The organism is Catenulispora acidiphila DSM 44928 (assembly GCF_000024025.1).
Classification (GTDB): domain Bacteria; phylum Actinomycetota; class Actinomycetes; order Streptomycetales; family Catenulisporaceae; genus Catenulispora; species Catenulispora acidiphila.
The window spans coordinates 10,136,409-10,151,468 of the sequence record NC_013131.1 but is presented as its reverse complement, the minus strand read 5'-3'; the positions used below and the strand labels follow the sequence as shown (position 1 = coordinate 10,151,468).

The 15,060-nt window shown below is 71.4% G+C and carries 10 protein-coding genes; 2 read left to right on the top strand and 8 right to left on the bottom strand.

All coding sequences use genetic code 11. The annotated features are described in order from the left end of the window. The first annotated feature begins 156 nt into the window (after positions 1-156). Positions 157-645 carry a flavin reductase family protein gene (locus tag CACI_RS43265; protein ID WP_015797291.1) on the top strand — a complete coding sequence of 163 codons (489 nt, stop codon included), beginning with the start codon at positions 157-159 and terminating at the stop codon, positions 643-645. 1 nt (position 646) lies between these two features. On the opposite strand, the gene CACI_RS43260 is transcribed toward CACI_RS43265, so the two are convergent. The 3 genes from CACI_RS43260 to CACI_RS43250 are packed head-to-tail and all read right to left on the bottom strand — an operon-like array spanning position 647 to position 4,761. Next, positions 647-2,707, bottom strand: coding sequence for a glycosyltransferase family 87 protein (locus tag CACI_RS43260; RefSeq protein WP_015797290.1), 2,061 nt, complete (start codon positions 2,705-2,707; stop codon positions 647-649). A 24-nt stretch (positions 2,708-2,731) separates the two neighbouring features. Further along, positions 2,732-3,811 (bottom strand): Zn-dependent alcohol dehydrogenase, encoded by a 1,080-nt coding sequence (locus CACI_RS43255; RefSeq protein WP_015797289.1) that lies wholly within the window; start codon positions 3,809-3,811, stop codon positions 2,732-2,734. Beyond that, positions 3,808-4,761, bottom strand: coding sequence for an SDR family oxidoreductase (locus CACI_RS43250; protein ID WP_015797288.1), 954 nt, complete (start codon positions 4,759-4,761; stop codon positions 3,808-3,810). The genes CACI_RS43255 and CACI_RS43250 overlap by 4 nt, the downstream gene beginning before the upstream one ends. A 122-nt stretch (positions 4,762-4,883) precedes the next feature. On the opposite strand from CACI_RS43250, the gene CACI_RS43245 reads away from it, so the two are divergent. Beyond that, on the top strand, positions 4,884-5,819 hold the full coding sequence (locus CACI_RS43245) for a cyclase family protein (RefSeq protein ID WP_015797287.1): 936 nt from the start codon (positions 4,884-4,886) through the stop codon (positions 5,817-5,819). A 460-nt stretch (positions 5,820-6,279) separates the two neighbouring features. On the opposite strand, the gene CACI_RS53790 is transcribed toward CACI_RS43245, so the two are convergent. The 5 genes from CACI_RS53790 to CACI_RS43220 all read right to left on the bottom strand — a co-directional run bounded on the left by CACI_RS53790 (position 6,280) and on the right by CACI_RS43220 (position 15,032). After that, complete coding sequence (locus tag CACI_RS53790; protein ID WP_015797286.1) at positions 6,280-9,264, bottom strand: LysM peptidoglycan-binding domain-containing protein; 2,985 nt, start codon at positions 9,262-9,264, stop codon at positions 6,280-6,282. A gap of 1 nt (position 9,265) precedes the next feature. After that, positions 9,266-11,344, bottom strand: a complete 2,079-nt coding sequence (locus CACI_RS46935) for a CpaF family protein (RefSeq protein ID WP_015797285.1) — start codon at positions 11,342-11,344, stop codon at positions 9,266-9,268. Continuing rightward, positions 11,334-12,323 (bottom strand): P-loop NTPase family protein, encoded by a 990-nt coding sequence (locus CACI_RS46930; protein WP_049871918.1) that lies wholly within the window; start codon positions 12,321-12,323, stop codon positions 11,334-11,336. The genes CACI_RS46935 and CACI_RS46930 overlap by 11 nt, the downstream gene beginning before the upstream one ends. A gap of 427 nt (positions 12,324-12,750) precedes the next feature. Continuing rightward, positions 12,751-13,818, bottom strand: coding sequence for an acyl-CoA dehydrogenase family protein (locus CACI_RS43225; RefSeq protein ID WP_015797283.1), 1,068 nt, complete (start codon positions 13,816-13,818; stop codon positions 12,751-12,753). Further along, positions 13,818-15,032 carry an acyl-CoA dehydrogenase family protein gene (locus CACI_RS43220; protein ID WP_015797282.1) on the bottom strand — a complete coding sequence of 405 codons (1,215 nt, stop codon included), beginning with the start codon at positions 15,030-15,032 and terminating at the stop codon, positions 13,818-13,820. Before CACI_RS43220 ends, CACI_RS43225 begins: the two co-directional genes overlap by 1 nt. Positions 15,033-15,060: the final 28 nt, after the last annotated feature.

Here is a 15,060-nt window from a genome sequence, read left to right as displayed (position 1 = left end):
CGCTATGACGAACGGTCTGTCTCTTGACGGGTAATCAGTTCCCACCCACACTGACCCTGTCCGTCCACATATGCTGGGCCGAGCTGCGCTTTTGAGATAGCGAACGAGATGAAGACCACGCAGCCGCGCACAGCGTGACACCTAGGGGCTGGGACCATGCCTGCAAATGTCGATGCCCGAACGACCATAGACATCGCGCACTATCGCCGCGTCCTGGGCCACTTCCCTTCCGGCGTGACCGTCGTCGCGTCCGAGGACGGCGAAGGGCCCGTGGGCTTCGCGTGTCAGGCTTTTTCGGCACTGTCGCTGGACCCGCCCCTCGTGCTGTTCTCCGTCGGGCACACCTCGACCACCTGGCCGCGGATCGAGGCCACCGGGCGCTTCTGCGTGAACTTCCTTGCCGCCGACCACGAGCAGCTGTGCCGCACCTTCGCGGTCAGCGGCGGCGACAAGTTCGCCGGGGTCGCCTGGCGCCGCTCGGAGCTGGGCTCGCCGATCCTGGCCGGCGCGCACGGCTGGGTGGACTGCACGATCGAGGCCACCTATCCCGGCGGCGACCACACGATCGTGGTCGGGCGCGTGCACGGGCTCGACGCCGACGGCGAGTCGACGCCGCTGATCTTCCACAAGGGCGCGTTCGGCTGACTCAGCCGACCGGCTCCTTCCACACGATCACGTCGCCCTCCAGCTTTCCGGGGGCGATCGCCTGGTCCAGGAAGTTCTTGATGGCCGCCAGGTTCTGGGTCCCGTCGGCGGCGACCACGCAGTTCGCCTGCCACGTCCCCAGGTCCAGCCGCACCCGGTTCTGGATCGTGGAGTTCACCACCGGGGTCGCGCCGCCGCCGTTCTGGTAGATGTACGCCAGCCACTGCGCGGTCCACAGCACGTTGTTCTTCGCCCACGCCACCTGCTTGTCGGTGGGGGAGTTGGGCGCCATCACCGGGCCCTGCGGGATGTTGAACGCGGTGTCCGCCGCCGTCGACCAGGTCTGGTTGGTCCGGTCGCCACCGTCGGACAACGGGACGCCGACGATCGTGTTGTGCCCTGGGGACACACATTCCTTCCACGCACCCGACGTGAAGTAATGCGGGATCGGCAGTCGTGGGGAGGTGTCGAACACCCGCGGGACGAGCGGGACCAGCGAGGCCACCACGCCGCCGAACACCACTCCGCGCAGCACCTGTTGCCGGTGCAGGACCGCCTTGTCCAGTCCCAGCGCCAGCAGGACGCCGATGATCCAGCTCACCGCGAGCGCGCTGCGCACCGGCAGGCTGGAGGAGAACAGCGGCAGGTTCTGCATGTGCGTCCAGACGCCGGTCGGACCCAGCGGCCACCACTTGATCGAGGTGTGGTCGAACACCGGGGTCGGACCGACGGACAGCGTGACCAGGACCAGCGCGGCGATCAGCAGGGCCCGTACCGCGGCGTTCCGGATCAGCCAGATCGCCAGCAGCGCCACCACGAGCAGCAGCGCCCAGCCGACCAGCGCGGCCTGCTCGGTGCCGCCCGGCGCCAGCGGGTCCAGCTTGGCCGGGTCGCCCCACAGCTCCTGGTTCGGATAGACCGCGTAGGACTTCAGGTCCGCCGAGTAGTAGGCGACGTCGAACGGGATGCCCTTGAACGACATCGGCCCGAAGAACTGGAACGAGAGCGGATACGCCAGCAGCGCGCCGGCGGTCACGATCGCCACACCGGCGCCGCGCAGGAACACCGCCGCCTCGGCCCACGCCTGCCGCGGCCGCATCAGGACGTAGGCGACCAGGAACAGCGTGAAGCCCATCGCCGCCAGCAGCAGCAGTTCCTCGCCGACGAACACCTGCGCGGCGATCAGCACGCCGAGCACGATCCCGTTGCGCAGCCGGGGTTCCGGCTCGCGCAGGCGCAGCGCCGCGCCGACGATCAGCGGCACCAGCCACTGCCCGGCCAGGTTCGGATGCGCCAGCGAGTGGGACATCATCGACGGCGAGAAGCCCATGAACAGGCCGCCGACGAACGCCGCGGTCTCGGTGCGCACCACATGCCGGCGCAAGAACCAGCGCCAGGTGGTCGCGGTGGCCGCGAGGTTGAAGGTGGTCAGCAGCGCGAAGGAGACCGGCGCGCCGAACAGCGCGGTGATCGGCGTGAGCACCGCGGCCGGACCGATGATCTGCGGGTTCGCCGCGAGGTTCATGCCGTCGGGGGCGTTCATCGCGTGCGTGAACAGCGGGTTCTGCAGGTGCGTCAGCGCGTGCTCGACCGCGGTCAGCTGCCACTCGAAGTAGAACTGGTCGTAGGGGTTGCCGGCCATGACGCTGCTTGTCGGGTGGAAGAGCAGCTTCCAGGTGAGGAACATCGCCAGGCCCAGGTAGACCAGCGCGAGCGTGAAACCGATGCTCGGGTCGAGGATCTCGTCGACGACGCGCTGCGCGGCGCGGCGCAGCGGATTCCTCGGGGCGTCCGGGCGGTGGCCCGGTGCGGAAGTTTCATCGGTGGCGCTGTCGGAATCGGTGTCGGCGTCGGTGGCGGTAGCGTTTTCGGCGACCTCACCGTCGGTGAGGTCTTCGACACTGTCGGTTTCGACGTCGTCCCGCGTCGGCTGGCCCGGGACCGAGGGCGTTGAGGGAGCCGGGGGAGCTGAGGGAGTCGCAGGCGGCGTGGGCGGTTCGGTGAGCAGTGCGGCTTCGCTGTCGTGCTCCGGTGCGCCCTGCCCGCTCGGGCTCTCCGTCACGGCCTTAGCTTCCCCTCGTAGGGCTCAGAGCAAGAGGACTCCTCTTGCCAGTGACCCGCTTTCCAGGTCGTGGATCGCCTCGTGGATGTGCTCCAGAGGGTAGGTCTTTGTGACCAGTTCGTCCAGGAGTAGCTCACCCTTCCGATAAAGGTCCACGTACCTTTCGACGTCGAACTGAGGGTGCGAGGTTCCGTATCGGCAGCCCATTATTGTTTTGTCCATATACATACCAGACACGAGGAACGTCCCCTCGGCGTCGCTTCGCGGGACGCCGAGCAGTACCGCGGCTCCGGACCAGGCGAGCATGTCGGTCGCGGCGCGGATCAGCGCGGGATGCCCGACGCACTCGAAGACGTAGTCCGCGCCGCGCGGGAGCAGTTCCTTGACCAGCTCGACCGCGTCCTGGCCGCTGGGGTCGAGGAAGTCGGTCGCGCCGAACCGCCGCGCCGCCTCCTCCTTGCGCGGGTTGGTGTCGATCGCGACGATCCGGCCGGCGCGCGCGATCCGCGCCCCCTGGATCGCGTTCAGCCCGATGCCGCCGACGCCGATCACCACGACCGTCTCGCCGATGCGGACCTTCGCGCGGTTCAGCACCGCCCCGACGCCGGTGAGGACGCCGCAGCCGACCAGCGCGGCGGAGGCCATCGGCACGTCCTCGGGGATCGGGACGGCCTGGACCTCCTTGACCACCACGCGTTCGGTGAACACCGAGGTGTTGGCGAAGGCGAACAGCTTCTCGGCTGTGCCGTCGGCGGCTTCCCGGGTGAAGGGCTTGCTGATCTTGCCGAACGTCGCGCGGCACATCGTCGGGCGGCCCTCGCTGCACGCCGGGCAGACGCCGCAGTGGTTGATGGTGGTCAGACAGACGTGGTCGCCGGGCTTGACCCGGGTGACGGCGCCGCCCACCTCCTCGACGACGCCGGCGCCCTCGTGCCCGAGGACCGCGGGACCGGGGAAGGGGATGGTGCCGTTGACGACGCTGAGGTCGGAGTGGCACAGACCGGCGGCGCCGACGCGGACGACGATCTCGTCGGTGCGCGGGGCGCGGACCTCGATGCCGTCGACGACCTCCAGCTTGCCGCCCTCGAAGACCGCTGCCCTCATGATGCCGCGCCTTCCTGTCCGGGCTGTGCAGGCTGTCCGGGCTGTTCTGTCTTGGTTGCCTTCCGCTCCTCGGTCGCCTGCGTGTAGGCGGCGAGCTTGGCGATCATCGGCATCGTCTCGACGCCGATCGCCTCCGGCAGCCGTTTCGCGATCGACTCGGCGGTCCAGGGTTCCTCGCCGTACATCGAGCGGATCTCCTGCGGCTGGTTCCACACCGCGATGCGGCGCCCGGCGACGGTGTAGATCTGGCCGGTGACATCGCGCGCGGCGTCCGAGAGCAGGTAGGCGACCAGCGGCGCGACGTCCTCCGGCTCGCCCATCTCGGCCATGTCGAACGGGACGTTGGCGCTCATCCGGGTGCGCGCGACCGGCGCGACGGCGTTCGCGGTGATGCCGTACTTGCCCAGGCCGAGCGCCGCGCTGCGGACCAGGCTCACGATGCCGCCCTTGGCTGCGCTGTAGTTCGCCTGCGACACGCTGCCGGCGTGGTTGCCGGAGGTGAAGCCGATCAGCGCGCCGCCGCCGGCCTTGCGCATCACGGCGCTGGCGGCGCGGAAGACGGTGAACGTGCCCTTCAGATGGGTCTCGATGACCGGATCCCACTCGTCCTCGGCCATGTTGAACAGCATCCGCTCGCGCAGGATGCCCGCCACGCACACCACGCCGTCGACGCGGGCGTAGGCGTCGACGGCGGTCTGCACGATCCGGTGCCCGCCGGCCAGGGTGGTGACGGAGTCCGCGCAGGGCACCGCCTGCCCGCCGGCGTCGCGGATCTCCTGCGCCACCGCGTCGGCGACCTCGCTGGAGGGTTCGCTGCCGTCGACGGAGACGCCGTAGTCGTTCACGACCACCGAGGCGCCCTCCGCGGCGCAGCCGAGGGCCACGGCGCGCCCGATGCCCCGCCCCGCGCCGGTCACCACGATGACCTTGCCTGCCAGGAAGTCGGCCACGTTGCTCGCTCCTCGTGCTCGAAGCCTACGAATCTGACGGCATGTTAGCTAAGGTTCGCGCCAGTGGACAGCACCAACTGACGCTGTGTCAGATTTCACCAGCGAGCCCTGGGAGCACCGCCATGCCGCTACCCGACCAGTTCACCGACCTGGCCCGCCGCGTCAACAACTGGGGCCGCTGGGGTCCGCGCGACGAACGCGGCACCCTGAACCTGATCACCCCCGCCCGCCTCCAGCACGCGGCAACACTGATCCGCACCGGCCGCACCATCCCCCTCGCCATCCCCTTGGACGAGAACGGCCCACAGATCGGCATGATCGAGGGCAGAGACAACCCGAAGCGCACCATGATCATGGTGAACGCCCAAGTAATGGGACAGGAGCACGCGTTCTGCACCTCGGACGACCGCGTGGAGATGGGCCTGCAGGCGTGCACGCACTGGGACGCCCTGGCACACGTGTCCTACGAGGGAAGGCTCTACAACGGCTTCGACGCATCGCAGATCACTGACGCCGGAGCCACGCACTGCGGCATCGACAAGGCGGGCGCGATCGTGGGCCGCGGGGTGCTCCTGGACGTGGCGCGAGCACTGGGGGTCTCCCGCCTCGGAGACGCCACACGCGGACACGCCCTGACACCGGCGGACCTCGACGCCGCGGCGGAATTCGGCAAGGTGGAGATCCACCCCGGCGACCTCGTACTGATCCGCACCGGCGCCATGACCGCCCTGAAGGCGGGCGACAAGCTGGCGTACAGCTTCCCGACCTCAGGACCCTCACTGCAAACCGTGCCCTGGTTCCACACCCACGACGTGGCAGCGGTGGCGACCGACAACGTGGCCTTCGAGGTCTACCCACCCGAGCGAGACGACGCGCAGCTCCCCGTCCACCTGCTGCACCTGGTGGAGATGGGGATGCTGCAAGGACAGAACTGGGATCTGGAGGCGCTCGCGGAGGACTGCGCGGAGGACGGGGTGTACGAGTTCTTCCTGTCGGCTTCGCCGGAGCCCTTCACGCGGGCGGTGGGGGCGCCGGTGATTCCGGTGGCGGTGAAGTAGGGGCGGCTTGCGGTTCGGTGGTGGGTCGAGGGTCGCGGCGCACTGAATCACTCGCGGCGGACCTGCGGATGACTAGGGTGCGAGAGCAGTAGGCGGCACCGTCTCCTGACGCTGCCTCCGCCGCTTGCCGCCCGCCGCTCGCCCTTCGCGCGCTGCTTGCTGCTGGCCGCTGGCCGCGTGCCCTTCGCGCACTGCTGGCCGCTGGCCGCCCGCCCTTCGCTGCTCGCCCTTCGCACGCTGCTTGCAGCCAGCCGCTCGCCCTCGCCCTTCGCACGCTGCTTGCCGCCAGCCGCCAGCCGCTCGCCCTCGCCCTTCGCGCTGCTTGCCGCTAGCTGCTGGCCGCGTGCTCTTCGCGCGCTGCTTGCCACTGTCCGTTCGCCCTCACCGTCGCCCTTCGCTACTCGCGCTTCGCCGCTTGCCGCTTGCCGCTCGCCCTTCACCCCCTCAGTCCCTCACTCCCTCACCCTCGTGCCGCAGCCTGTGCCACGTCTCGCAGCATCGCGGCGGTTTCCGGCTGGAGCGGGAGTCCTTCGCGGTCGGCGTAGTCCAGGAGGGTGTCGGCGTGGCGGCGGGCGGCGGGGAGGTCGCCGAGGGCGGCCAGGGCGGCGAGGAGGTCGCGGTACAAGAGTTCTGATTCGGGTGCCGCCGCTAGGCCGCGGAGGGCTGCCTTGCGGGCGTTGCGGGGGCTCTGTTCGCGCAGGCATCCCTCGGCGACGTAGTGCGCGGTGTCGATGACGAGTGCCGCCATTTCGTGGCGGAGGGTTTCGGCCCAGCCGTAGCGGCGGAGGGGTGCGTCCTCGAAGGGGCGGCCGCGGACCAGGCTGAGGGCGCCGACGAGTTCGCCGTTCTGCGCGCGATGCAGGAACTCCAGCCAGTCGCAGGACACTGTCGGCGCCAGGGTCACGCTCTCGGGCGTGACCCGGAGCAGCTGCTCGCCGTGGGCGTCCGTGCCGAGCAGCTCGCGGAGCTGGATGACCTGCGCGTCCACGAGCCCCACCGCGCCGGTGCGCGCCGGCCACAAGTCGTGGGCGATCTGCTGTACCGAGCATCCGGGATGCAGCATCGCGTACGCCGCGACCTCCGCGAGGTCCGCCGTGCCCTCTGCCGTGCCGATGCCGGCCAGCATGATCGGGCCCAGGACGTCGATCGCGTACGCCGCCGACGGCGCGTCGAAGTCGCCCGGCTTCGGCAGTCCCGCCGCAGCCGCACGGCGCTGGCTCCAATAGGCGCCGTGCCACTGCCCCGGCTTGCGCGACGCTGCCCCGCGCGCGTCCTCCCCAGCGGGCGCGGGAAACGCATCCAGCGAAGACGGCGCAGGCGCCACCGGATCCGTCTCGATCCCGACCACCCGGTCCTCCGCACGAGGCGGTGGCGGCTCCTCGTCCCCATCTGCCGCCGCATCGAACTGCGGCAGGTTCGCCGGCCTCAGCGCCAGCCGTGCTTCCTTCGCCGCTCCCGGCAACGGCAGGTGCGCGGCGGTCGTCGGCAACGCGGTCGGCAACAGCGCCTCGACCCGGAACAGGTCGTCGACAGGCACGCGAAATCGGTTCGGCTGCACCGGATCCGGCGTCGCGATCAGCTCGGCGCGTGCCGGCGGACGCAGCTCGGAACCGCCGCCAAAGCCCGCGCTCAGCTCCGAACCCGCACCCCCGTCGGCGCCCGCCACATGCCGCCGAGGATGCGAAGGCTTCCGCTTCGGCAACGGCGTCTTCGCCCCCGAAACCTCCCGCTGCGCCGCACCCGAAGCCGGCAAGTTGAAAGCCCCATCCCGCGGCGCCGGCTTCTCCTGCTCCGAATCCGCCGCCGCCAACTCCCGCACCACAGCCTCGTAGCGCTCCTCCCGCAACGCCTGCACCCGCAGCCCGATGCCTGCCGTGCCCGAAGCTCCTGCCGTTCCCGCTGCCCCGGACGCGCCGCCTACTCCCGCCGCGCCGCCTGCCCCCGCCGCCCGGCCCGCTCCCGCAGCCCGAGCAACGCTGCCCACTTCCGCCGCCGCGCCCGCGCCGCCTACTCCCGCCGCCCTCCAAGCTTCCGCCATGCTGCCAGTCCCCGCCGCCCCAGCCGCGCCGCCTACTCCCGCTGCCCCCGCCGTCCCGCCAGCCCCAGCACCCCCCGCGCGCGGCGCATGGAACACCGGCCCGCTGATCGTCCACGCCGACAGCACCTGCTCCCGGTCCCCCGCCGCCGCCACCACCGCGATCGACGTTCGCGGCCGCCCCGACAGCAGATGCCGCAGCCGGGCGGTCAGCCGGGCGTCCGGCACCGTCGCCGTCAGCAGGACATGCGTCTTCGTGATCGGCGCCAGTTCCTCGTCCGGGTGCGTTCGCGCCTTGCGTACCGTGACGCCGCGCCGGTCGAGGACGGCCTCGACGTCCGCCGACCATCGCGCCAGGTCCCCGACGGCGCCCGCCAAGTCCTCGGTGTGGTTCAGCGTCCCGGGCGTGAACAGGTCCGGCAGCTCCGCCCCGAAGCCGACGAGCGTCACCTCCACCTGCTCCGCCGCCATCCCGGTCGCCAGTTCCACGGCCATCGCGCGCAGCACCGACACCGCCTCGGCCTCCGGCGCCAGCAGCGATACCCCGCCGGTGGCCTCCAGGTCGACCAGGACCGTGTCGTCGTCCTCGTCGAAGCCGAGGGAGACCAGCGCCGGGTAGGGCGCCGGTGCGTGGCTCGGCGGCGAGCCGACCGGCGCTCCGAGCGGGCAGATCCACACCGCCGGCTGCCGGGGGTCGGCGTAGAAGGGGGCGACCGGCGGCTGGGGGCGCGCCAGGTGCAGCTCGAGTCCGTGCGGCTTGAGCACCGTCATCGTGATGTCCGGCAGTCCGCGGTCCGCCTTCGTGAGCTTGGCGCTCAGGGTTCTGAGAGCGGCGTCGACGAGGACCTGGCCGGTCGGGTTGTCGACCCGGCTCAGTTCCAGCTCCCAGCTTCCCGGCTGCCGCATCGAGATCAGTTCCCCGGGACGCCGCCGCATGACCTTGCGCAGCCGCCGGTCGCCCAAGGTGCTCAGCACGCCTGCCGCCAGCAGGCCGCCGGTCGCCGACACCGTCTTCCCGGAGTCGTGGCGCGTGGTGGCGAACGTGGACTCCCGGCGAGCCAGCGCGCCGACCGCCGACGCCGCCGAGCCGACACTGCTGACGCTCGCCTCCAGTGCCAGCTGCACCGGCTCGGCGCCTAGCGCCGGGTTGTGCCGCCCCATGTCCGGCGGCATGATCAGCACCCACCCCGACTGCAGGAACTCGACGTAGCTGAACACCGTCCCGTCCGGCATCCGGCGGCCGTCGTTCAGCTCGGCGATCTCCGCGAACCGGCGGGGATCGCCCAACTGCTCCTCGGCGATCCGCCACAGCGAATCGCCCTTGCGCACGACATACGTCTGATACTCCGGAGTCTCCGGCTCATACCCCGTCAGCGCGCGCGACCCCGCGACGCCCCCGTCGTCCGCCATGTCACTCCTGGTCCAACCGCCGCCGCTCGTGGAGGTACTGCCGGTCGAAGACGTCCTGCTCGGTCAGGGACGGCTTCGGCACCGGAGTCATGTTCTGGAAGCTGCGCCCGCCGCCGCCTTCGCGCTGCTGGTGCTGCGACTGCGAGTGCTGCGACTGCTGCTGGTGCGGCGCGGGACGCGAGACGTTCTGCGCCGCCGGGACCGGCGCGACGTACCACTGGTCGTTCCCGTACAGGAACCACTTGGGGTCGAACCCCGCGCGCTGCAACGTCGCGAGCCGCTCGGGACGCTGCGCGAACACCGCGCGGCCGTCCGGTCCGGGCGCGAACACCTCGGTGACGACCGGCGCCAGCCGATCGCCGAGCCCGTTGATCTCCACGACCCGGTCGACGTACCGTCCAGTCGGCCGCGGCTCGCGCATGTCCGTCGCCGGCTCGGTGTCCATGCGGATGTCCACGACATAGTGCAACGTCTCGGCGGCGAGCTGCACCGCGGAGTCCCGGCTCATCGTCGTGCGCATGCACAGCATCACGAACTTGTTGAACGCCTCGCGCGCCGACCCGGCGTGAATCGCGCACAGCGCTGCCCGGCCGCCGGTCGACACCGCTTCCAGCAGCGTCGCCGCCTCCGGTCCGCGCACCTCGCCGACGACCAGCCGCGCCACGTTCATCCGCAGCGCCACCTCGATGACGTCGGACAGCGTCACCTCGCCGACCCGGCGGCCGTCCGGACCGCGCTCGGCGGTCCCCGGCCACGACTGGTAGGCGACCATCCGCGGATGCCGCCCGACCTCGTCCAGGTTGAGTTCGAACTCTGCCTCGACCGTCGCGTAGCGCTCCATCACCGGGATCTCGGCGGCCAGCGCGCGCAGCAGCGTCGTCTTGCCGGCGTCGAGCGGACCGGTGACCACGATCGTCTGTCCGGCCAGCACCGCGCTGCGCAGGAACGCCGCGATCGCCGGCGACACCATGCCGCGCACCACCAGATCGTCCAGCGTCACCTTCACGACCCGGTGCCGGCGCACGACCAGCGTCGGGCGCTTCGACACGCCGATCGTCGCGGTCAGCCGCGCGCCGCCGTCCACGGTCAGGTCGAGCAGCGGCTCGGCCGGTGTCAGGACCCGATGACGCCGCGCAGCCCACGTCCGCACGTCGGTGAGCAGCGACTCGTCCGAGGAGGCGATCCTCGGCGCCTTCTCCACGCGGCCGTCGGTGAAGACCACGTGCCCGTCGTCGCAGCCCCGGTACTCGATGGTCTCGACGTCGGGATGGTCCAGCATCGGCGCCAGACCGCCCATGCCGAAGACGGTGGCGCCCGCGGCCCGGCGCATCGCGTCCTGCCGCGCGTCGTCGACCGACTGCCCGCGCGCCGTGGCCCGCGACGACCAGGAGTTCACCGCTTCCTCGATGACCGCCATGCCGAACGCCCGGCGCTGCTCCTCACTGCCGGCGTCGGAGGGCGGGAACTGCTCGGTGATCCGCTCGCGCACCTGTTTGCGGATGGCGTCGATGCCGGTCCAGTCGACGGCGGAGAAAGCGTGGATCCCTTGAGCGGGCTTGGGACCGGTCGGGTACTCCGAGCCGCCGCCGAAGCGGAGCGCGAGTTCGTGGCGTGAGCGGTTCGTCTGGTCGTCCATCTGGGGCGGCGGAGGCGGAGGCAATTGGGGCGGCGCAGGCGGCGCGGGAGGCGGAAGCGGCGCAGAGCTCTGCGACGGCGGCGGGGGAAGCTGGCGGCGGCTGGCGCCCGGCGAGCTCCGGAACTGCATGGCGTTGCCGACGACCGGCGGCGGGGCGGGCGGCAGAGCGTGCGCCGGCGGTCGGCCCTGCGCCGGTCCGAGTTCGCGGACCGGCGCCAGCGGCGGCTTCGGTCCGCCGGCGGCGGACGGCGGCGGGTCGGCGGGCTGGCGGCCCTCCCACGGCGGCGTGCCGGGATCGGGGAGGGCAATGCTCTCGCGGTTCAGGAACGCGATCGCGTCGCGCAGCCCTGATACGTGCTCGCTCCGTCCGCTGCCTCGTGCCCGTCCCGCTCCACCGCCGCTCCCGCCTTGCGAATGCCGTGGATCGTTCTTGTCAGCCGGCATGGGCGGCCTCCCCGGGTACCACCGTCAGCCGGCGGCTCGTGGCGACGGTGCGCGCCGGCGGAGCCGGGCGGTTCAGTTGGCGGTCGATAGCAGTTTGCAACTCCCGGATGTCTCTCATGTATCCCGAGCGTGAATAGCCGCTCGGGAGGTTCCGGCGGCCGAGCAGTTCGGCGCCGACTCTGAGGTCGTGGCGGACCTCGGCGATCACGTCGATGTCCAGCGCCTGCTCGATGTCCGCGCGGGCGTTGTGGCGGCGGGCGCCCGGCGGGATGACGACGCCGGCCAGGCACCAGCGCGGGTCGGCGTAGGGCCGGGCGGCGGCCAGCTGCGCGGCGATAGTCCCGACCGCGTCGTGCGCCGCGCGGATCTGCTCCAGGTGGTCGCCGGTGACCAGCAGCACCAGGTCGGCGTGCTGGATGAGGGGGAGCGGCGCGTGCGGGGCGTGCAGCGGACCGCAGTCGACGATCACGTCCACCGTCCGCCGCTTCACGATCAGCGTGGGCAGCACGCGCGACAGCGGCTCCCAGAGCACTGACACCGCCGCGGCTTGCGCCGGTACCTGGACGCCGGCCAGGAACCGCGCCGGCGAGGTCGGGCTCAGCGGCTGGACGTGGCGGAAGACCTCCTGCCGGATGTCGGTGTGCTGGTGGATCGCGGCCAGCCCGAGCAGACCCTTGGCGACGTCGCCGCCGCCCTGCTGGTAGCCGGCGACGATGTCGCCGTACCGGGGGTCGCACTCGGCCAGCAGCACCGGCCGCGGCCAGGACTCGGCCAGGGCCACCGCCGTGGTGGTCACTCCGGGCGAGTTCTTGGCCGACACCAGGCAGATCATCGCCATGGCGCACCTGTCGGCCGGGTCAGCGCGCGTCCCGGCGTACGCCGGATCCGACAGCGGCCTTGTGCGGTCGCGGTCGGCGGGACGGACGGCGCGCTCGGGCTGACGCCGCCGCCGGCGGGCGGTGGGGCGGGTGCGGTACACATCGGCTGAGCTCTTTCCCGGTTGTTCGCCTAGCGCGGTGGTGCTTCTGTGGCATCGTGCGGACTGATGCCCGCCGGCGGGACCGTGTCGAGTACCCGCCGACAACAATGAGAACTCTGATTCAGTTGTAACCAGTCGCGACCGATGTAGTCCTGTGGAATCGTCGGGATTCGCGACCGGTGTCTCAGAGCCCTGTCGCGACGCGAAGCAGGTTCCCACCTGCTGTCAGGTACTGCCCCGTAGGGCTGCGGCGAGGTGCTGAGCTGGGAGTTCGCCGTGATGACGCCAGGCAATCAGGTATAGGCGCGCCTGGTACGGGGTGTCAATATTCGCCCTCAATCAAGATGTGGATGTGGCCGCAACCGGACATGCTCGCAGGTGCGGTCCGCGCGGCGCGGTAAACCTCTTGGCACGCGCGAGATTTCCCTTACAGGGATTCGGAAATCAGGTCCGCGTGATCGGCGGCGCCGCCATAAGCCAGGGACAGGGCCCAGGCGCGCTTGAGGTAGAAGTGCAGTCCCATTTCCCACGTGCAGCCCATGCCGCCGTGCACCTGGATCGCAGTCCTCGCATTCGCCACCGCCGCCTCGTCGGCGAGCAGTTTCGCCGCCGCCACCGCGCACGCCGCCGCGGGCAGGTCGGCACCGTCGGCGCCGTCGGCGGCGGTGACGTCATCGGCTTCGTCGGCGAGCAGCACCGCCGCCGAGTGCACGGCGGCGCGGGCCAGCTCGGCGCGCGCGAACATGTCCGCGCACAGGTGCTTGACCGCCTGGAACGAGCCGATGGCCCGGCCGAACTGCGTGCGCTGCTTGGCGTAGGCGACCGCGCGCTCGGTCAGGACGGCGGCGATGCCCACCTGGTAGGCGGCGGTGAGCAGGGCGCCTTCGCGCAGCAGCGCGTCGGCGGTGCCGGCGTCGCCGACGATCTCGCCGCGCAGCGGCTTCTGGCGCAGCCGATGGAGCGGGACGCAGGGATCCACAGGGTGGGGAACAGGATCGGCGCGCAGCTCGATCGGCTCGACGCGCAGCACCTGGCTGTGCCCCGCGACGCCGGGAGCATCGCCTTCGACGATCTCGACGACCAGCAGCGCGTCGAGTGCGTCCAGGTGCTCCAGGAGCTGCGGTGCGCCGCAGGTCAGGTCGCCGAATCCGACGCGGTGCCGACCGCCGGCGTATTCGGGGAGCAGCGGCGCGGCGAGCGCGGTCGCGGTGAAGGGACCGGTCGCCAGGGATCGGCCCAGCTCTTCGAAGACGTGCACTGATTCGGGGTGCCCGAGACCGAGTCCGCCGTCCGCCTCCGGGACGCGCACGCCGAAGATGCCCAGCTCGGCGAGGTCGCGCCACAGCGCCACGTCCACGCCGCCGATGCCGCCCGCGCCGCCCGCGCCGGGCTCGGGACCGTCTTCGCCCGGCGTCCCCGGCGCGGGGTGCTTGCCCAGCACGTCGCGCACCGCGCCGGCCAGCGCCTGTTGGTCCTGTGTCGGCCGGAAGTCCATTACCGCCCGCCCCCCTTCGTGGCTCCGGCCGCCGAGGGCTCCTTGGGCAGGCCGAGGATGCGCTCGCCGATGATGTTGCGCTGGACCTGCGAGGTACCCGCGGCGATCGTGTATGCCAAGGACCTGAGACGTTCGTAGCTCGGTTCGCCGTCGTAGGTGCACAGGTCGTCGTCGAAGGCGAGCGCGTCGCGGCCGCGGACTTCGGCGTGCACGTCGTCGAGATGCTGCCGGGCTTCGGAGAACCTCAACTTGAAAACTGAGGAACCGGGTCCGGGGACGCCGTCGGCGGAGTGTTCGGCCTCTGAAACGTTGCGCTTCACCAGTGCCCACAACGCGTCGAACTCGGCGGCGAGCCGGGCGATGCGCCGGCGGATGTCGGAGTCCTCCCAGGTCGCGTTCTCCCGGGCCAGCGCGGCGATCTCCACGAGCCGCCGGCGCGCCCACACCACCTCGGAGACGAAGCCGGTGCCGCGCTCGAAGGCGAACGTCACCATGGCGATGCGCCAGCCATCGCCCTCCTCGCCGACCCGGTTGGCCACCGGGATGCGGACGTCTTCCAGGATCATCTCGGAGAACTCGGTCGAGCCGCCGGCGGTCATCAGCGGGCGCAGTCCGACGCCGGGGGTGTCCATCGGCATGATCAGCCAGGTGATGCCCTGGTGTTTGGGACCGTCCGGCGGTCCGGTGCGCACCAGGAGCTCGCAGTAGTCGGCGACTTCGGCGTGCGAGGTCCAGATCTTGCGGCCGTTGACGACGTAGTGGTCGCCGTCGCGCGCCGCGCGGGTCCGCAGCGCCGCGAGGTCCGAGCCGGCGTCCGGCTCGGAGAAGCCCTGGCACCAGATCTCGTCGCCGCGCAGGATCGCCGGGATGTGGCGCTCGCGCTGCTCCGGGGTCGCCTCGGCGATGAGGGTGGGTCCGGCGTGCAGCAGGCCGACGAAGTTCACACCGACGTACGGGGCGCCGGCGAGTTCGGACTCCTCCAGGAAGATCAGGTGCTCGGTGGGGGTCGCGCCGCGGCCGCCGTACGCGGACGGCCAGTTCAGCCCGGCGTATCCGGCTTGGTGCAGCAGTGCCTGCCAGTGCGAGTCGTAGGCGCGGCGGGCCGGCCAGTCATCCTGCGACGGCTGCGGGTCCAAGGTCGGCAGGGTCGCGCGCAGCCAGGTGCGCAGCTCTTCGCGGAACCGCTGCTGGTCCCGGGTGTCACGCAGCTGCACAGCGGGCTCCTGTCGTCATCTGACGGTC